The following is a 19,504-nucleotide window of genomic DNA, read 5'->3' as shown; positions in this document are numbered from 1 at the left end:
CCGCCCAGTTTCTATGTCTATGGTTTTTTGTAAACAACCCCGTCTTTCATAACAAAAGCCACCTTTTCCAGTGCGGAAATGTCATCAAGTGGCTTACCGGGTACCGCTATGATATCAGCAAGAAAACCTTCTTTAAGCTGCCCAAGGCTGCCTTCCATTTTAAGCAGCGTTGCAGAATTAATAGTTGCCGCCTGAATAGCCTGTAGTGGTGTCATGCCAAATTTCACCATCCGAGAAAACTGGTTAGCATTATCGCCGTGCGGGTAAATGCCTGCATCAGACCCAAACACCATTTTCACGCCGCCCTTAACAGCCTTTGTGAAACTGTCGCGCTGAATTTGCGATACCTGACGTTCCTTATTGATATTTTCCTCTGGCACGCCGTTTTGGGCGCCGTAAGCAAGTGTATATTCGGTGTTATAAATATCAGATGAGAAAAAAGTGCCAAACTTTTTGGCAAGTTCAACCGCTTCATCGTCCACAAAGCTAACATGCTCCACAGAATCAATGCCTGCTACAATCGCCGCTTTAATGCCGTCTGTGCCGTGTGCATGTGCTGCAATCACCAGCCCGCGCTGATGCGCCTCATCCGCCGCTGCCTTCAGTTCTTCAACGGTCATTTGCTGGATACCAACCTTGGTACCCTTGGAAAACACCCCGCCTGTTGCACACACTTTCAGCGCGTTGGCACCGTATTTTATATTTTCCCGAATTTTGGCGCGTACTTCCCAAGGGCCGTTTGCCACACCCGGGCTAACATCCTGTTTTTCTGGGGCAGCAAAATTATTGTCGCAGTGCCCCCCCGTTATGCCAACAGCATGCCCTGCCGCAAATATACGCGGGCCAATAATATCGCCAGCGTTAATGCCGTCACGCACCCCTATAACACTGTATCCAGCAGCGCCCAGATTACGCACTGTTGTAAAGCCTGCCATTAACGTGCGTTTGGCATTTTTGACAGCAACCACCGTTTGGCGCGGCACTGAAAAACTCATAGATTCAAAAAACGGTGTTTCAGCATCGCCAGATAAATGCACATGCATGTCCATGACGCCAGGAAGCAGGGTCATACCGGCAAGATCAACGTGCTCAGCGCCTTCTGGCGCCTCAAAGCTACCGGCCTTGCCTACAGCAACAATATGGTTATCGCGCACCACCACAGCCGGATCTTTAAGAATAGAACCATCTTTTACATCAACCAATGCGCCAGCTGTAATATAAACATCGCCTGCCTGCGCTACACCAGTAACGGCCATAATGGCTGCAATAACAACTCCGGAAACCTTACGCATTTTCTGTTCCTTTTTCTCTATTTTAGTGGCTTGCTGCTATGCTCAACTGCGCGCGTGCATCCTTGAACTGAACAAGGGATTTTTCTACATATGCCAAAACTTCATCAATATATCCGTCTGTCGAAGCCGACCAAACCCGGTTTAAGTAACGTTCCCCTGCTGCAAAGCTCGACATAATGTCAGCATATGCCCGCAAGCCGTACATATGTTTCAGGCTTTCCCTTGCATCAGCAAAGCGCATCAGGTCATCACGGAAAAGCCGGTCAATTTCGAACCGCATCTCGTAGGTTGGTACTTTGTCTTTCTGGCCGTCAAGGGCTTCAAGGTTAGTGACAATTCGGTTCAGGCTGTTTGTCAGCTCTGCACGGTTGGCCGTTAACACATCATCACTGTGGGCCTCAGCACTTGCCAGCCTTTTGGCGATAATAACGCCTAGAACCCCGGCGAGAATAACCGGCACAAACGTAACCCAGTTTACATGCTTCGGGTCAAGAGACGTTAAAAATGCGCCCGCAAGAAAAGCAAGAATAGTCAATAATTTAGCTGCAAATTGCATTGTTCTTTCCTTCCTTTTAAGCGTTTAAAATCATGCTGGTGGCAATACCAACACCGACAAGGGCCTCTCCAACAATAAGCCCTGCAGCAATAGGGATACCGGTATTATCGGACCATGCTTTCCCCATAGTGCGGTCTGATATTTCCCGCAGCAATGTACCAATTGAATAGGTTAGCACCACATTAAACGGCAGGTAAAACCCAAGCCCTACGGTGATACCAAGCCCACCCTGCAGCGCCGTGAGCAAGCCACCAAGGGCCGCACCAGCAATATATTTTTCGTGGGGTACCTCGCCGCCTGTAATACCCTTTACCATAGACGCAAGCGCTTCCCCTTGCGGCGCAGGTAACTCGTTAGATCCAAGGCCGTAAACCCGGTGTAAAACAAAGATCAGCACAATAATAAGGATAGGCCCAAGCCAAGCGCCCAGAAACTGCCCCGCTTGCTGCATGCGCGGTGTTGCCCCCACCAGATACCCGGTTTTAAGATCAAGCATTAGGTCGGTCGCTTGGCTCATGGCAACACACGCCGCAGCCCCCACAGTGATCGCGGCAATAATGGCTGGGCCAGTTTCCATGCCGCCAAAACTCTGCGTCACAATAATAAGAATGGTAACCCCAATAAGTGTCATACCGGAAAGCGGCGACCAGTTGGTGCGGCCAATGGCTTCTGACAGAATGATCCCCGCCATCCATATCCAGACCGTCCCAAAAAGAGCCATGAGAATGCCGCGTACAATACCAACCTCTTTGGTAGAGGTGATCGCCATAACCGCAAGCAATATGCTGGCACCAATAATAGCTATATACAGAAGCTTAATGGGCATTTCATCGCGGCTAATACCGCTTGCGACCTTAGATGAAGACTGCATGGAAGATATCGCAGACTTAATGAGCGGAAAGGCAAAAATCACCCCAATAACAGCACCGCCAATGAGCATTCCAATACCTGTTGGTCTGAATAGCATCAACCTTAGGCTATTCGGGTCTGTCACCTCCACACCGTTCACCACCGGCAGAAGGCCTGTTACATCAAGCAAAGGGGCTAAAATCCAGTAACAAACATACCCACCTACAATGAAAGCCACGCCGCCGCGCCCAGCAATAAAGCCTACCCCCACTGTCATCAGGGAAATAAACCACACGCCGTTCAGATATTCTGGTAAAATCTCACGGCCAACAAGGCTGTTGAGCCAACTAAAGAGATCAAAATCCATCCCGTCAGTGAAGCCGTACACAATGCCAGAAACCAGCGCGGCACTAACCAGCATGATCGCCTTTGTAATACCTGCACCCGGCGCTTTTAAAATAGAGGCCACCGCCACCCCACCCGGGTAGGTAAGGCGCTCAAAGTCGATCATTTGCTTTCTTAAGGGGATGATAAAGGCAATGCCAAGAAATGCCCCTGCAATCGCCCCAAATGTTAAAATATACGGATTAAATTCATAGCCGTATCCAAGGATAAAAATGGCAGGCACCGAAAACATCATGCCCGATGATGCACCATTCACAGCGCTTGCTACTGTTTGCGTGACATTATTTTCGACGATAGATCGACGCCTTAGAATACCGCGCAAAATACCAAAACCAAGTATTGCAGCCAGTTCAGAACCCTCAATAGAAAAGCCAAGCTTGAGAGAAGCATAGCCGATCGAAACTGCAATAATTGCCCCCAAAAAGTAACCAACAATCACAGCCTGTGGGGTTAATTCTGGATACGGACCATATGTTAGTGGGCCCTGTTGTTTTACCGTTTGATCAGACACCCGTGTTCCCCCCGAAATAACATGCCATATTTTATCGTCTACCCTCGACAGTTTGATTGCAAGGTCAAGCAAATAAGATTAGCACTATTCCACCAATAAATACCTGATACAAGTGCAGGAACCAAAAAACTGAACTTTCAGTCAGGAATAAAGGCTTAGACAATGACAGCACAGCAAATATACCATGACAGGGCTTGGCTTAAAGAACGCCTGCAGCGCCATTTCAGTGAGCTGTTCCGCCTTGCGACACCCACAGTTCTTATGCGTATTGGCATTTTGGGCCTCGGCATGGTTGATACCGCAATGGTCGGGCATTATGCGACCCAGCATTTGGCATGGCTAAACCTTGCCAACCAGTCTGTTATTATGTTTTCGCTTGTTGTTGGGATTGGGCTTGTGTCTGGCATTATTGTCTATACCTCAAATGCTTATGGGACAGACGACTTTATCGGAGCCGGCAAAGTATGGCGACGCAGTGTACCTTTTTCAGCGCTTATAGGTCTTATTCTTATTGGCGTTGCATGGCCTGCAGAATACTGGCTTACTCTTCTGGGCCAAACTCCTGAAAATGCGGCCACCAGCGGCCACTTGGTGCAAATACTGGCCCTTGGCATGCCGGGCCATATGCTCTTCATTACCTGCACTATGTTTATGGAAGGCGTAAAACGCGCCGAAGTAGGCTTTTACTTAATGCTGTTTGCAAATATCATAAATGTAGCCCTGAACTATATGCTTATTTTTGGGCATTTTGGTATGCCGGAAATGGGCGCAGAGGGTTCTGCGTGGGCATCCACAGCTGTACGCTGGGTTATGGCGATTACCGCCCTCATTTATGTTTGGAACGCACCAAGCCTGCGAAAATTTGCAGTCCGAAGCCCTCACGGCCAAGCATGGAACGAATGGTCTGACCAGCGTCAAATTGGCTATGCTTCTGGCGTATCACTCGCTGCTGAGGTTATTGCTTTTGCAGCTCTGGCTGTTTTTGCGGGCTGGCTTGGTACAGTTCCCCTTGCTGCCCACGGTGTGGCATCGCAGATGCTAGGCCTGCCACTAATGATATCCATTGGTATCGGTTTTGCGACAACTGTGCGGGTGGGTATTGCCTTCTCACGCCGCGACAAAGCAGACATCCTGTTAGCAGGCTGTGTAGGCATATTTCTAAATCTTGTATTCGCTGGGATATTGGGTCTCGTTATCTATTTTCAAAATGCTGAAATATTAGCGATTTTCACAAAAGACAGCCGGATCATCGAAATTCTACTGCCTATTGCTTTGATCTATGCCGTTGGAATGGTGTTTGATGCCTCTCAGATGGTAGCGTCGCTTGTCCTGCGCGGACTTAAAGAAACCTGGTGGCCGACATATTTACAAAGCTTTTCTTTCATCCTTGTTATGCTTCCCTTCAGCTACTTACTGGCTTTTAAAGCAGATATGGGGCTTAAAGGCCTTATCATGGGTATGCTGATTGGTGTTATTGTTGCGTTTGCGCTGCAAATAGCCCGCTTCTGGATTTTGATGCGCCGTTCCTTTTAGGAAAATATGCCACACTGATGGAAAATTTATACAATACCCTCAAAAAGGGATAGTATTTTCATAAAATCAAAGGCACCATTTTGCCATTATTCCGACACTAACTATAGTATTATACAGCTATAGATACATCAGGCATACAGGGCAGAAACGTGATAAAATATATTTCCCTTTCCATTTTTTCGGTAGTGGCATTTGCTTCCCCAGCATCAGCCCAAACCTTTGTAACAGACGCTTTCAATAATGCAGTAGAGGCTGTTCAAAGCGGTCTTGACCTAATTTGGCCAGACGATGTAGCCCCAGATGAAATAAATGCGCGCCTTGGTGTTGGTTTCGGCTTTACACCTGATTACACAGGCTCAGACAATTACCGCTTCCGGATAGTTCCTCTCATTGATATTCGCTACAAGGATGCATGGCGCCTGAATGGTAGCCTTTTGACATTTAAAGCTTATGAAAATGGCAACTTCGAAGCTGGTCCCCTTCTTGCTCTCAGTTTTGGCCGCGACGAATCAAACAACCCGGTCCTTGCAGGTATTGGCGATATTAGCGATACATTTGAGGTTGGTGTCTTTGCGCACTGGAAAACAAAGTCAGCTTTACTTTCTGCTGAGTACCGCCACGGCCTTGGTGCTGGTATTGGTAGCAGTGTACGCCTTACAGCCGGACACGGTGTTTTTAGGAAAGATAATTTTGTTGCCATGCTGGTCGGCAGAGCAAAATGGATTTCTGACAAAAGTGCGCAAACCATATTTGGTATTACCCCGCAACAATCAGCAAGCTCAGAATATGGCCTAGCAGCCTTCAACGCAGACTCAGGTTTTTCTGAAGTCAGCGCCAGCATTGTTGGCTCTTTAACCCTTTCTGAGAAAGTTCGCGTTCTCAGCCTGCTATCCTATGGCCGCATTCTAGGAAGCCCTGCGGACAGCCCCCTCGTTACAAATGATCGTGGTTCAAAGGCACAGATGGTAGCAGGCGCTGGCATTGCCTATAATTTCTAACATTGAAGTGCTGCATTTGATTGCGGGGTAACGCGCTTTAGTGTTTAACTGCCCCATAATGCAAAAAGCGCTTTTATATAAAATCATCGCTCTCTGGAGCTCGTTCATACTGCTTCACACAGAAGTAGTGTTTGCAGAGGATTTTGCCCTCACGCTACCCTCAGACCTTAGGCAAAAAATTGTATCCCATGAGGGTTTTTATATAACAGATCAAGAAACAGTGGGCATAAAGGATAACACCTATCATGCCATGGGCGGCGTAGGAAAACTGCTTTTAACCCTTGTTACACTGCGGCTTGCAGGAGATGGTATCCTAACCCTTGATGAAGCCGTTGCAAAAACGCCAAATACACTTCTTGACGATCAGCCTTTCAAGGTAGCCATAACACCGAGACACCTCCTGACAGAGACAGCAGGCTTTGCGGTGCCTCCTGTAATATATTCAGCAGCCAACCTAAAATCTTATGCAAGCGAGGTACGCTCGGCCGGAAAGATGGCCCACCATGATCCTGTGGGCTGGGCTATTCTTATTCGCTTGCTGGAGCAAAAAACCGGTAAACCAATTCTAAAGATTATTGATGATACACTTTTGTTACCCCTAGGGCTGCCCATCACATCTTTAAAAGTAATTGACGCTAAAAACCCGCTTTTGTTTTTGCGCGGCCTTAAAGGCACGGAGCAATTGCTCGCAAGCCTTACGCGCATAATAGCAACTAATAGATCACCATATAACACTGCACCTTTTCTAGACTCGACACTATACCAACAACTAACCGGTACTTTAAGCTGGCGCATGCACCCTATGGGGCCATCCCGTACCCTTGGCCTTGGTTTGCACACCACCAGCCATCAACACTGGTTTGAGCTTTTTCGCACCCCTTACGGCAACACCTCTATAATGGTGTTTCCAGCCGAAAATATCGGCTTTGCTTATTTTGGGACTGATCCAGAAGGCTTTCGCGCAGATGTTATTCAGTTTGCCAATAGCAAGCTTGCACCAAATCCCACCAGTGAGGCATCCGACACCAATGCACTTACAAGCAAAACCCGGATCAATGGCCTTTACACCATTACCGAAGCGCCAGCGGAGTGGTTACAAACGAGACTGCATCAAATACGCTACGGCACGATAAGGCTAGCAGATAGCAAAGATGGCACGACCCTAATAGTTTCAAAAGAAAACACCGAAGAAGTGCCTGCGCCGCGGGTTTTTCGCAAAGTCGCACCGCTTTATTATGTAGATGCCAAAGGCAACACCATTAGCTTCAGTCCCTACAAGCAAGGTGGCTATATGATGCTGGACGATCACTTATACCGCTTTGTCGGCCTCATTGGCGACAAAAGGCTGGTGTTGGACCTTGTAGTCCCATTCTTCCTGCTGCTTCTATCCTCAGGTATTTATATTTTCAGAAAGCGCCATACTGCCTGGCGCCGCATGGGCTTGACCGGGCTACTGGGTACACTGTTGATCACTTTTGGGGTAGCTGCCGAATATTATTTATGGCCCAAGGTTGTATTTTTATGGGATATGCCCGCCCTTGTAACCTTGTGGCGTATTCTCTTAAACGCGGGGATTGCCCTAACCCTCAGCTTACCCCTTTTCACACTGTCGTTTGCCAGAAAACAAAAAATGCCAACAGGGCCTTTCTCAATACTGCTTGTGCCCCTACACCTTTGCCTTGTGAGTGTTGCTGCTCTTGGGCTTTTTATTATTCTGGTAGCATGGGGTGTAGCTGGTAATTTTTAACTGGCAAAATAAGCCGTTTACGGCTGTCTTATTAAAATCACTTTGCAACTAACTGATAAGTCTGACACTTTAAGGGCTAGGTTCCATTATCAAACAGATGCGCGATGCCAGAAAGCTATAGCATTTCAAACCGGACTATAAACGCTATTGAGCCGCCTTATATCATTGCCGAAATTTCTGGCAATCATATGGGAAGCCTCGAAACCGCGTTTGAACTGATCAAAGCGGCACATAGTGCCGGCGCAGATGCAGTGAAATTTCAAACCTATGAAGCCCATACCATAACGCTCGATAGTGACGCAGAAGCTTTTATCGTGCATGAAAACCTTTGGAAGGGCGAACGGCTTTATAACCTCTATAAAAAAGCACAAACCCCTTTTGCGTGGCATCAGGCACTATTTGCAAAAGCCGCCGAAATCGGGATACCCGCTTTCAGCGCCCCGTTTGATGCGACTGCGGTTGACCTACTGCAAAGCCTCTCGTGTCCGGCTTATAAAATTGCGTCCTGTGAACTGGTTGATATTCCGCTTTTGCAAAAAGTTGCCGCAACAAACATGCCGCTTATTCTCTCAACCGGCATGGCGACAGAAGCAGAAGTGGATGAAGCCATAGCCACGCTAAAGGAAGCGGGCGCCGATACTATAGCCTTGTTGCATTGTATTAGTGGGTATCCAACACCCCACCACGAAGCAAATTTACAAACACTGCCTGCCCTCAGAGCAAAATATAATCTGCCTATCGGTATATCGGACCACAGCATGGGCATTGCCGTACCGGTTGCGGCCACTGCGCTCGGTGCCGTTATCATTGAAAAGCACCTGTGTCTAAGCCGGCAGTCTGATGCTGTAGATCGTGCCTTTTCGCTCGAACCACATGAATTTGCAGATATGGTGCGTGCCTGCCGCGAAGCACACAGCGCGCTTGGAAAGGTACAGATTGGCCCAGTAGCTTCAGAAAGCGATAGCCTGCGTTTCAGGCGGTCCCTTTATATTACCCGAAACCTGAAAAAAGGCGATGTTCTGGATGCAACAGCGGTTCGTTCTGTTCGGCCCGCTGGCGGCCTGCACACGCGTTACCTAAAGGATGTAATGGGGCAAAAAATCCGCGAGACCGTAAAGGCTGGCACCCCGCTAAGCTGGAATCTCATAGAGGAAGCTGAGAGGGTGGGTACAAAAGAATGATGAACATTCTGATCACCAGTATTTCCGCAAAAGTACAGCTTGTGCAAGCTTTCAAAGATGCTGTACGCCCATACGGCGGCCTTATTGTGGGCACAGACATGGACCCCAAATGCTGCGCTGCGCACTTTGTCGACATGTTTGAAGCCCTGCCCCGCGACGATAACCCCGCCTATAAAAAGCGCCTTCTGGAAATATGCAAAACCCATAAAATTCGGTTGATCATTCCAACCCGTGATGCAGAATTGGAAGCCCTTGTAGATATAAAAGCTGACCTAGCTGCACTTGGTACTGCCCTACCCCTGCCTGATAGTGAAGCATTGCACACCTGTCTTGATAAAAGGCTTTTCCATAGCTTTTGCGTGGCAGAGGGATACCCCGTTCTGCCTGTTGTTGACCCCCAAATGGAAAATAACTTTCCCCTTTTTGTAAGGGCTATTAACACAGCAAACGGCAAGGAAGCTTACGAAGTCCCCAATATGGTGGCATGGAACCACTTAGGACTGGATCGTAGCCATTATATTTGCCAGCCCCTATGCACGGATAATGAATATAGCTGTGACATATTGCTCGATCTTGACGGCATGCCGCTGCAAGCAGTTGTGCGGCACCGGCAAAGGCTGGTTAACGGCGAAAGCTGGCGCTCTGAAATTGTTGATATGCCACGCCTTGAAGCCATGACACTTGAAATTTGCCAGAAGCTTGGACTAAAAGGCCACAATCTAGCGCAAGCCTTTGTTGGCGCTGCTGGCGATATTCACCTCATTGAAATAAACCCGCGTTTTGGCGGCTGTTCCAACCTCAGCATTGCGGGAGGGCTTGCATCTCCTGTTCGGCTTGTTGAAATGGTGCGCGGTGAAACAGAAGAGGCTGCACGAAAACGACCCATCACAATAGGCTTACAATCTAACCGCTATAGTATGGATATATATACCAATACCGGGAATAGCGCGGCAGGCATCAATACGTGAATTTCATCTTAAATACTGCTGCCATCAAAGAGAGCCTGCTTTCTATTGCAAGCACTGATACGCATGTAGCCACCGCCCTTGATACAGTTGGGTACCCAAGCGAGCGCACTAATCCTCAAGGCTTTACAACCCTCTTAAAAGTTATTGTCGGGCAGCAACTTTCCGTAAAGGCTGCAGCCACAATTTGGGGGCGGGTACAAACGCTTGCGGGTGAAAATGCCAGCCCAGATGCTTATGCGGTTATCAGTGATGAAGCTTTAAGAGTCGCAGGCCTGTCACGGCAGAAAATTGCTTACTTCAGGTCACTTTGTGAGCACGTAACAGGCGGCACACTTGATCTTGAAGCACTTGCCGCAATGCCGGATGAGAATGTGATTGCGGCGATCACCTCGGTCAAAGGCCTTGGAGTCTGGAGCGCCCACATGTATCTGATGTTTTCACTGGGGCGGCCTGATATATGGCCAGTTGGCGATCTGGCCGTCAGGGCCGGTATTGGCCGCATTATAAACCACACCGAACGACCAACAGAAAAACAGCTCCAGATTATAGGAGACAAATGGCGCCCGCATCGCAGTGCAATGGCGCTTCTTGCTTGGCATTATTATTCAAATGCGCCACTATAGCGCCGCCCAAACTGACAGAACCGGAGACCATAATGACTGACTTTCGCGCCGTGACAGAAACCCTTTTTGTTGCACCTCAAATTACACAAAGTGACATCGACAGGGCGGCAGAGGAAGGTTTCACCCTTATTATCAATAACCGGCCAAACGGCGAAGAAGCGGGGCAGCCCACGAATGATACCTTGCAAGCTTATGCGGAGGCAAAAGGCTTGCGCTGGCTACATATACCCATCATCTCAGGTCAGCTTACAATGGACGCCATAATAAATACGTCCACAGCTTTGGCTGATAGCGGCAAAACCCTAGCCTTTTGCCGCTCTGGCACACGCTCGTGCACACTGTGGGGCCTATCAGAGGCAAAAAGTTCAGACAGAAACATTAGCGATATTGTCGCAAAAGCCGCTGATGCTGGCTATGATTTAGGCGGCATGGTGCCAACACTAGAGCATTTACGCGCAAGCGCAGAGTAACCTGCGCCTGCTAAAGTTATTTTTCTGTACGGCCAAAACACATTAACAAAAAGCAGTATTCTTCTGCAATTTCATAAAAACGTTCGAATCGGCCCGATTTACCGCCGTGGCCCGCACCCATATTTATCTTCATTAAAAGCAGGTTATCATCTGTTTTTGTCGCCCGCAGTTTTGCAGTCCATTTTGCAGGCTCCCAGTAAGTAACACGGGGGTCATTCAACCCGCCAGTTACCATCATGGGCGGATAGTCTTTTGCTTCTATATTACTATATGGGCAGTAGGCTAAAATCGTTTCGTAATCGTTACGACTTTTAAGCGGGTTACCCCACTCGGGCCATTCAATCGGTGTGAGTGGCAGGCTGTCATCCAGCATGGTGTTAAGCACATCGACAAACGGCACGTGCAAAACAGCACCGGCAAAAAGGTCTGGCGCCTGATTTAAAACTGCACCCATCAGTTCGCCGCCTGCACTACCACCCGAAATGGTGATGCCGCCTTTTTCTGTATACCCCTTACGAGTAAGCGCACGGGCACAATCTACAAAATCATTAAAAGTGTTTGTGCGTTTCTTAAGTTTGCCTGCTTCATACCAACCATAACCCATTTCATCTCCGCCCCTGATGTGGGCGATAGCATAAGCAAAACCACGATCAAGAAGTGATAACCGAGCGGCAGAAAAAGACGGGCTCATACCAAGGCCGTAGGCACCATAACCATATAGATGCAATGGGTTGCCTTTATCTTTTTGCCACTCTTTATGATACACTATGCTAACAGGAATACGGGCACCATCGCGGGCTTCGATCATCAAGCGCTCAGAGCGATAATTATCCTTATCGTAACCAGACGGAATTTCCTGTTCTTTACGAACGACCAGCTCCTCGGTTTCCAGCATATAATCAAACACAGTTGGCGGCGTTATAAGGCTACTGTAAACGAGCCGAACAAAAGGCTGATCCGCTTCTGCATTATGGCCTATGCCAACTTCAAAAACATCTTCCGGCATTTTGATCTGGGCACATTTTTTACCTTTGAGAATAGAAATCTGGTCTTGCCCGTCAATCCGGTCTTCCAGCACAACAAAAGAGGCAAACGCCTGCATGCCGTGAATGTATCTGGTGTCGCTGCCTTCAAGCAACATGCGCCAAGGCGAATTAGGCTCCTCTTCCATGACCCAGTATATACAGAAATTTTTCTGGTCTTTATTCGAGCGGATATAAATATTACCACCGCCATGATCTACGTAATAATCATGCCCCGTTTTACGTTTGAATAAACATACCGGCATATCACGAAGGCGCTCAAGCGGGATAATATGGGATTCTGCCGTTACATGGTCTGCCGACCGTATAATCATGTACTTATGAGATGTTGTCGCATGAATATGCACAAAAAAGCTTGTGTCTTTTTCTTCAAATAAAAGTTGTTCCGAACTACCTTTTAGGCGTTTGCGTATAACCTTATAAGGCCGCCATTCTTTTGAAACCTTAACTGTCGCCAACGCAGTACTTTTATTGTTCCAAACAACTTCACCAGATGTTTCTTCAATACTGCCGGGCATCAATTCGCCCGTTTGCAAATCTCGAATGAAGACAGTGAAACGCTCTGAACCATTGGTATCAACACTGAAGGCAAGATATTTGCCGTTCGGGCTAACGGCGAGCACGCCAAGTTTAAAGAACTCGTGCCCTTCCGCTTCCTGCACCTCATCAAATAAAAGCTGCCAACCGTCGTTTGTAAAGGGATCTGCACTGCGAGGCCGATAATACCACGTACGATACTGCGCACCCTTCTTATAGGCCCAGCGATAATCATATAAGCCGTCCTGCCACGGCACACCCTGTTCGTCTTCTTTTATACGGCCCTTAATTTCCCGAAACAGGTTTTCTTTCAAGGTTTCATAGGGCTTCATTACGGTATCGAAATAAAAATTTTCTGCCTTCAAGTATGACAGTATCTCTTCATTCTCAACATTTGGGTAGCCTTGGTCGCGTAACCAGTTATACGGGTCTGTGCGGGTGTGGCCATGATGTGTCGCGCTATATGGCTTTTGTGCTGCTAGGGGAAAACTAGTATCAGCAGGGGACTTTAACATGTGTCAAACTTCCAACAATTTTATTGAATAGAGTGGTAAAGCCCCATGGGCGCGCTGTAAAGCCCTCTCTTTAAGTTGGTTTTATACTTGATAAAATAGGCCACTATTGCCAAGTAAGATAGCTAACAACCGGGAGAGTTTTCAGTGACCACAAATCCACAACATATATCCGCCCTACGTGAACAGCTCACAAAGCTCTCTCTTGATGGATTTATCGTTCCCCTAACTGACGAACATATGAGCGAATATGTCGGCGACTATGCCCAGCGCCTAGAGTGGCTAACGGGCTTTGGTGGGTCTGCAGGCAACGCTGCTATCCTGATGGACAAAGCTGCTATTTTTGTTGATGGCCGCTACACACTACAGGTAAAAACAGAAGTAGATGGCACCCTGTTTGAACGACACCATTTTGAAGAATATCCCATGCTCAAATGGTTACAGGATAACGCCGCGCAAGGGGCCAAAATTGGCTATGACCCAGAACTCGCAACCATTAGCTGGGTAGACAATGCCCAAAAAACATTTGCAAAAAAAGGGCACACGCTGGTTGCCGTGCCAAAAAACCCAATAGATGCCGCATGGCTAGGCAGGCCAGAACCTTCGCTTGCTGCCATTTATCCACACCCGTTAAACTATGCTGGTAAAGCTGCTGAAGAAAAGCGTGCAATAATTGCTAAAGACCTGCAAGAATGCGGTGCCGATGCCGCCGTTATTACCATGCTTGATAGTATTGCATGGGCCTTCAATATCCGCAGCAAGGATGTGCTGAATAACCCTGTACCCCATGCCTTTGCAATCCTTGAAGCAAATGAAAGCGCTACTCTTTATACCGATGCCCGCAAAGTCGATAACACTCTAAGGCTACACCTTGGTAACCATGTGCGTATTGAGCCAAGGGAAGCCTTTTATAAGGATCTAGCGGCCTTGGGGCAGGCACGCAAAACGATTCTTGTGGATAAAAGCACCAATAATGCCAAAGTCTTTGAAACACTACGCAGCGCAGGTGCCCTCCTTATTGAAGGCCAAGACCCCTGTATTCTGCCCAAAGCAATCAAAAACGCCGTGGAACAAGACGGCACCCGAAATGCCCATATAAGAGACGGGGCCGCTGTTTCTGAGTTTCTGTGCTGGTTATCAAAAGCGGCACCCACGGGTAGTGTTGATGAACTAAGCGCCGCCGATAAACTGTGGGAGTACAGGCAAAAGCGCGAGCTGATTAAAGACCGCAGTTTTGAAACGATTTCCGGCGCCGGGCCAAACGGCGCCATTGTCCATTACCGTGTTAATGCCGCGACAAACCGCAAACTAGAAATGAATAGCATTTATCTGGTTGATAGCGGTGCGCAGTACCTAGACGGTACAACCGACATTACCCGCACGGTCGCGGTGGGCACGCCAAGCGCTGAAATGCGTGACCGGTTTACACGGGTTTTAAAAGGCCATATCGCGATTGCGACAACACGCTTTCCAAAAGGTACCGCAGGCATGGCCCTCGATTCCCTTGCCCGCAGACCTCTTTGGGACATTGGCCTTGATTATGACCATGGCACAGGGCACGGCGTTGGGTCGTTTCTTGCCGTACACGAGGGGCCACAGCGCATTGCAAAACTGGGTTCGCCGGTCGCACTGGAAGCAGGCATGATCCTGTCAAATGAACCAGGCTATTATAAATCAGGTGAATACGGCATACGCATTGAAAATCTGGTTCTGGTTAAAGCCTCAGCAAAAACTGAAGAACGCACAATGCTGGAGTTTGAAACTCTGACATTTGTGCCTATTGACCAAAACCTGATTGACGTATCGATGCTGGATGACCGCGAGCGCACATGGGTAAATGCCTACCATGCAGACGTTTATGAAAAGCTTGTCGATATTGTGGACGAAAACACAAAAGGCTGGCTGCGCCATGCAACCAGCCCTCTTTAACATATAGTATAGCAGAGATCAGGCGGCTGTTATGCTGCCTGAATTTCATAATCAGTCGTGATCTCAGCAAGGGCGCCAAGTTGCACTGATGCGGAACAGTATTTTTCTTTTGACAGCTTAATGGCATGTTCAACCCGGCGCGGGTCAATGTCTGTGCCCTTAATCACAAAATGCATGTGAATTTTGGTAAAATACTTGGGTGCTTCAGCCGCACGTTCACTATCGATCTCAACCCAGGCATCCACCACATTCTGACGCGCCTTTTTTAAAATCATTAACACGTCGATACTGGAGCAGCCCCCAAGGCCAAGAAGCAACATTTCCATTGGGCGAATACCATGATTACGGCCACCATTGTCTATACCGGCATCCATAACAACCGCATGTCCGGAGGGCGATTCACCCACAAAGGTCATGTCACCGGCCCATTTTACTCGCGCTTTATTCGCCATACTTTCCTCTTTCTGTAGATCTTCGCCTTTTACACTGGCATTTTGTCTTCATCAATCAGTCTTTAGTACCAAACAGCGTTGGCACATCTCCGGCGTGCCACTGGGGATATTTTTTCATCACAGCCAAAAAGGGGGCACTATTTTGTAACTCTTGTAGCCAGCGGTGCAACGCCTTTAACGGCAAAGCCTCAAACCACACTTTTTCAACACCCGAAAATTGTCGAACAAAGGGCATAACCGCATAATCAGCGAGGCACGGTACATCACCGTACAGATATAAGTTTTGCTGTAGCTTTGATTCAAGGTGTTCAAGAAAACCAACAGCGCGTTCGCGGTGCCACAGGGCATCAGTATTTTCATATCTTGTCGGGTATTTATATCGATCTAGGTTCTGTTTGAAATCAGTATCGCAGTTTCTGATCAGCTCATTAATATCTGCGCCCACAACCGGCTCATCCCTGAGCCAACCAGCAGGGTCATTCTGGCCCAGCGCCCAGACCATAACATCAAGGCTTTCGTCAAGCACAGTGCCGCCCGACAGTACCAGAACCGGCACCGTAGCTTTTGCTGATGCAAGAGCAAGCTCTGACGGCTTATCCTTCAGTACAACCTCTCGCAGTTCCACAACATATCCACTAGACCAAATGGCCATCCGTGCGCGCATGGCATAGGGGCAGCGCCTAAAACTATATAAAATTGGAATTTCTAAATTCATACCTATTAGCATTTCTAACGAGTGACAATACAGCTCCAACTTGTTAAGCTTGTGCAACCTAAGCAAAACTGGAGAGACCCATGAAAGGTGACCCTAAGGTTATCACCCACCTTAATACAGTTCTCAAGAATGAACTAACAGCCATAAACCAGTATTTTCTGCATTCCCGCATGTTAAAAGACTGGGGCATGAAAAAACTGGCCGACAAAGAATACGAAGAATCTATCGACGAGATGAAACACGCCGATGAACTTATTGAGCGTATCCTTTTCCTAGAGGGCCTACCCAATTTGCAAGACCTTGGTAAATTGATGATCGGTGAAAATGTTGAAGAAATTCTACAATGTGATCTGAAAATGGAAATGACCGCACACAGCGATCTGAAAGACGCGATTGCTCACTGTGAAGAAGTCCGTGACTATGTATCAAGAGAGTTGTTTGAAAGCATTCTTGAATCAGAAGAAGAACACGTAGACTGGCTCGAAACCCAAATTGGCCTTATCGGGAAAATGGGGCTTCAGAACTATGTACAGCTCCAAACCCCTGCCGCAGAAGACTAAGCTCAGGTCTTAAAATTGCTATGGCTGCTGCATAACCTTATTCGGCAGCCATTAACGTCCGTTTAGGTAATTCAGCACCGACAATTTCGTTTGCGCAGTCTTTACACGCACCGCAGCAAAAACCACTCCCAAGCGCCATATAAGCTTCTTCCGCAGTCGAAACGCCGCCTTCATGGACCACTTTTTTTATCTGGCTATCTGTATAACCATTACACAAGCATACATACATCGGCGAAACCATATAGTTGTTGCGATTAGTTCTTAGTATTATTATCACATAAAAATATCACGTCAACACCAAAAAACTTCAAAATTTACCATTTCTTGACGTTTTGGTCAGGAATTATTAACGAATTAGGTTTAAATAGCGTCCCAGACAAGTCAGGCATAAAGCTTATCAACAGAACAGACTATTAAATTGATCATTAATTTGACACTCCATTTCTGATGACAGAGATGGCAAGTATCAAGCCTTAAAATTCAGAATAGGAACTATCGTCTTGAGTATTCAGGCAAGTATTCAGGTTGGCCACCCGCATCAAAGCATTTCTGCAATCGATTTCAATCCGCGTGGCATTTTACAAATTGTGTGGCAGCAATGGCAACATCTGCACACTGAGGCAGCACAAGCGATTCCGAAAAAAAAGTCTTTATCTATGAAAGGCTTAAAGGGCGCACTCCCTGATATAGTACTGGCTGAGCGAACCGGCCCTGACCAGATTATGGTGCGCATATCCGGCACACGCATTGACGAGCTTATGGGTCATGTTATTAGCGGGCAAAACTTGCTAAACATCATTAAAGACGGTCAAAAAGAGCGCATTAACGCCGTTTATCATAATATTAGCGATCATGCTTGCGGCTTTCATATTAGTGAGAACTTTAAAACGTCCACAGGTGGCTATATTGAAATGGATATTTTAGTGTTACCCCTCGCTGACCCAGAAGGGGACTGTTGTTATTACCTCATTGGTTATCACTTTAGCGACCACCAATATTTTAACCCTTTTTCTAAGGCAGGTTTTAACTTTAAAGACCGCACGGTTAATCATATTGGATATATCGACCTAGGAAACGGTGTTCCCCGCAATCAGTAGCGCATGCAAGGAACCTACCTAACGCAAAAAAACTAATGCAGTTTTATTAAAGACAGCTTTGACATAGATTTGCCATTCTTTTACATCAGTACCTTAAAGAGCGATTCATACAATTCATAGGCGACTGCCATGAAACATCACTTTATTTTGGGGTACTATGTCCATCAAAGTTTCAAATTTGCATGATACCCCTGCGGAGGGCAGCGACACAGAGAGAGCTGCTACCCTTAATGCTGCGCAAACCATGGAACCAACAATGCCATTTGAAACTTATCCTTTCCAGCCGAAACGCATTGCTTTGTTCTCGGGCAATTATAATTATGTAATGGATGGCCCTGTACGAGCGCTGAACAAGCTGGTTGGCTTCTTGGAAAAACAAAACATCGAAGTACTGGTTTTTGCACCCACCGCGAAAGAGCCTGCCTTTAAGCACAATGGCACACTTATATCTGTGCCTTCAGTGCCTATCCCTGGTCGCAGCGAGTATCGCATGGCGCTTGGCCTGCCGCGCAAACATCGCCGTATGCTGGAAGAATTTGCCCCTGATCTAATACATCTTGCCGCACCCGACATACTGGGTTGTGCGGCCTTAAGATGGGCCAGAAAAAATAACGTGCCTGCCGTAGCTTCATTCCATACACGGTTTGATACGTACCCCCGGTATTACCACTTGGGGTGGATAGAAAAATATGTGACCGCTTTTATGCGCCGCTTTTATCACAAGTGCACGCACATCTATGCTCCTTCCTCCTGCATGGTGCAGGTCCTTAAAGCACAGGACATGGCACCAGACATCCGTATCTGGAGCAGAGGCGTAGAGCTTGACACTTTCAACCCCAGCAAGCGCAATCAGGCTTGGCGTCGTGCACACGGGATTGAAGACCATGACATTCTAATTGCTTTTGTGGGCCGGGTTGTCCTTGAAAAAGGCTTGGGCGTTTTTGCTGACACGCTCGACAAGCTAACGGCTATGGGCATTGCTCATAAAGCACTTATTGTGGGTGATGGGCCTGAGCGGCAAAGATTTTCGGAGCGCTTGCCAAATGCTGTTTTTACCGGCTATCTGCGCGGTGATGAACTCGCTACAGCATACGCTTCATCTGACATTTTTTTCAATGCAAGCATTACGGAAACCTTTGGAAACGTAACTCTTGAGGCTATGGCCTCTGGTCTGCCGTGTATCTGTGCCGATGCAACAGGCAGTAGATCACTGGTTGAACATGGTAAAAATGGGTACCTAGTTGAGCCGAGCGACATTTCGGGCTTTGCCTTGCGCATTGCCGAACTGATTAACAATCCCGCCCTCAGAACAGAAATGGCATCCGCCAGCTTGCAAAAAGGCCGTGGGTTTAGCTGGGAAAGTATCCTCGCAGGCCTTTTAGAACAATACCGTGATGTGCTGGCAAGCGAAGCTCTCAAGGGCCACCCCATTTTAACGATGCGGTACGCGAGCGATCTCCATACAGCTGAATAACTTGACTTGAAGCTAGTCTCTACGACTATAAAGAGCCATTGAATCGCCGTAA

The 19,504-nt window shown here is 47.6% G+C and carries 18 protein-coding genes; 11 read left to right on the top strand and 7 right to left on the bottom strand.

The window, feature by feature from the left end; translation table 11 throughout:
• Positions 1-17: 17 nt before the first annotated feature.
• Genes ICL80_RS04450 through ICL80_RS04440 form a run of 3 tightly spaced genes read right to left on the bottom strand, consistent with a single transcriptional unit; the run spans position 18 to position 3,613 of the window.
• The gene (locus tag ICL80_RS04450; protein WP_194214909.1) at positions 18-1,292 is read right to left on the bottom strand and encodes a Xaa-Pro dipeptidase; all 1,275 of its coding nucleotides are present in this window, start codon (positions 1,290-1,292) and stop codon (positions 18-20) included.
• A gap of 22 nt (positions 1,293-1,314) precedes the next feature.
• On the bottom strand, positions 1,315-1,848 hold the full coding sequence (locus ICL80_RS04445; protein WP_194214908.1) for a hypothetical protein: 534 nt from the start codon (positions 1,846-1,848) through the stop codon (positions 1,315-1,317).
• A gap of 16 nt (positions 1,849-1,864) precedes the next feature.
• Positions 1,865-3,613, bottom strand: coding sequence for an OPT family oligopeptide transporter (locus ICL80_RS04440; RefSeq protein WP_194214907.1), 1,749 nt, complete (start codon positions 3,611-3,613; stop codon positions 1,865-1,867).
• A gap of 162 nt (positions 3,614-3,775) precedes the next feature.
• Here ICL80_RS04440 and ICL80_RS04435 point away from each other — a divergent pair, with 162 nt between their 5' ends.
• The 7 genes from ICL80_RS04435 to ICL80_RS04405 all read left to right on the top strand — a co-directional run bounded on the left by ICL80_RS04435 (position 3,776) and on the right by ICL80_RS04405 (position 11,133).
• A complete protein-coding gene (locus ICL80_RS04435; protein WP_194214906.1) occupies positions 3,776-5,146 on the top strand; it encodes an MATE family efflux transporter in 1,371 nt (456 codons plus the stop codon).
• A gap of 149 nt (positions 5,147-5,295) precedes the next feature.
• Entirely contained in the window at positions 5,296-6,144 is an 849-nt protein-coding gene (locus ICL80_RS04430) for a MipA/OmpV family protein (protein WP_194214905.1), read from the top strand.
• Between the two features lie 40 nt (positions 6,145-6,184).
• On the top strand, positions 6,185-7,891 hold the full coding sequence (locus ICL80_RS04425; protein WP_194214904.1) for a serine hydrolase domain-containing protein: 1,707 nt from the start codon (positions 6,185-6,187) through the stop codon (positions 7,889-7,891).
• Positions 7,892-7,995: 104 nt separating this feature from the next.
• Positions 7,996-9,072 carry a pseudaminic acid synthase gene (pseI, locus tag ICL80_RS04420; protein ID WP_194214903.1) on the top strand — a complete coding sequence of 359 codons (1,077 nt, stop codon included), beginning with the start codon at positions 7,996-7,998 and terminating at the stop codon, positions 9,070-9,072.
• On the top strand, positions 9,069-10,040 hold the full coding sequence (locus ICL80_RS04415; protein WP_194214902.1) for an ATP-grasp domain-containing protein: 972 nt from the start codon (positions 9,069-9,071) through the stop codon (positions 10,038-10,040). The genes pseI and ICL80_RS04415 overlap by 4 nt, the downstream gene beginning before the upstream one ends.
• Positions 10,037-10,663: a DNA-3-methyladenine glycosylase family protein gene (locus ICL80_RS04410; protein ID WP_228073812.1), complete on the top strand. Its 627-nt coding sequence runs from the start codon at positions 10,037-10,039 to the stop codon at positions 10,661-10,663. Before ICL80_RS04415 ends, ICL80_RS04410 begins: the two co-directional genes overlap by 4 nt.
• A gap of 32 nt (positions 10,664-10,695) precedes the next feature.
• A complete protein-coding gene (locus tag ICL80_RS04405) occupies positions 10,696-11,133 on the top strand; it encodes a TIGR01244 family sulfur transferase (RefSeq protein ID WP_194214901.1) in 438 nt (145 codons plus the stop codon).
• 16 nt (positions 11,134-11,149) lie between these two features.
• Here ICL80_RS04405 and ICL80_RS04400 read toward each other — a convergent pair whose 3' ends face one another.
• Positions 11,150-13,228, bottom strand: a complete 2,079-nt coding sequence (locus tag ICL80_RS04400) for a S9 family peptidase (RefSeq protein ID WP_194214900.1) — start codon at positions 13,226-13,228, stop codon at positions 11,150-11,152.
• A 144-nt stretch (positions 13,229-13,372) separates the two neighbouring features.
• Between ICL80_RS04400 and ICL80_RS04395 the strand changes: the two genes are divergently transcribed.
• Entirely contained in the window at positions 13,373-15,154 is a 1,782-nt protein-coding gene (locus ICL80_RS04395; RefSeq protein ID WP_228073811.1) for an aminopeptidase P family protein, read from the top strand.
• Between the two features lie 29 nt (positions 15,155-15,183).
• On the opposite strand, the gene ICL80_RS04390 is transcribed toward ICL80_RS04395, so the two are convergent.
• Together ICL80_RS04390 and ICL80_RS04385 are read right to left on the bottom strand one after the other, a co-directional pair.
• On the bottom strand, positions 15,184-15,606 hold the full coding sequence (locus ICL80_RS04390; RefSeq protein WP_194214899.1) for an OsmC family protein: 423 nt from the start codon (positions 15,604-15,606) through the stop codon (positions 15,184-15,186).
• Positions 15,607-15,661: 55 nt separating this feature from the next.
• A complete protein-coding gene (locus ICL80_RS04385; protein WP_194214898.1) occupies positions 15,662-16,321 on the bottom strand; it encodes a glutathione S-transferase in 660 nt (219 codons plus the stop codon).
• Between the two features lie 80 nt (positions 16,322-16,401).
• Here ICL80_RS04385 and bfr point away from each other — a divergent pair, with 80 nt between their 5' ends.
• Positions 16,402-16,881 carry a bacterioferritin gene (bfr, locus tag ICL80_RS04380; protein WP_194214897.1) on the top strand — a complete coding sequence of 160 codons (480 nt, stop codon included), beginning with the start codon at positions 16,402-16,404 and terminating at the stop codon, positions 16,879-16,881.
• A gap of 37 nt (positions 16,882-16,918) precedes the next feature.
• On the opposite strand, the gene ICL80_RS04375 is transcribed toward bfr, so the two are convergent.
• Positions 16,919-17,122 carry a (2Fe-2S)-binding protein gene (locus ICL80_RS04375; protein WP_194214896.1) on the bottom strand — a complete coding sequence of 68 codons (204 nt, stop codon included), beginning with the start codon at positions 17,120-17,122 and terminating at the stop codon, positions 16,919-16,921.
• Between the two features lie 259 nt (positions 17,123-17,381).
• Here ICL80_RS04375 and ICL80_RS04370 point away from each other — a divergent pair, with 259 nt between their 5' ends.
• Together ICL80_RS04370 and ICL80_RS04365 are read left to right on the top strand one after the other, a co-directional pair.
• Complete coding sequence (locus ICL80_RS04370) at positions 17,382-17,978, top strand: PAS domain-containing protein (RefSeq protein WP_194214895.1); 597 nt, start codon at positions 17,382-17,384, stop codon at positions 17,976-17,978.
• Between the two features lie 157 nt (positions 17,979-18,135).
• Complete coding sequence (locus ICL80_RS04365) at positions 18,136-19,452, top strand: glycosyltransferase family 4 protein (RefSeq protein WP_228073810.1); 1,317 nt, start codon at positions 18,136-18,138, stop codon at positions 19,450-19,452.
• Positions 19,453-19,504: the final 52 nt, after the last annotated feature.

The sequence above is a fragment of the Kordiimonas pumila genome, assembly GCF_015240255.1.
In the GTDB taxonomy this organism is placed as follows: Bacteria; Pseudomonadota; Alphaproteobacteria; order Sphingomonadales; family Kordiimonadaceae; genus Kordiimonas; species Kordiimonas pumila.
This window is presented reverse-complemented; position numbering and strand designations above follow the sequence as displayed.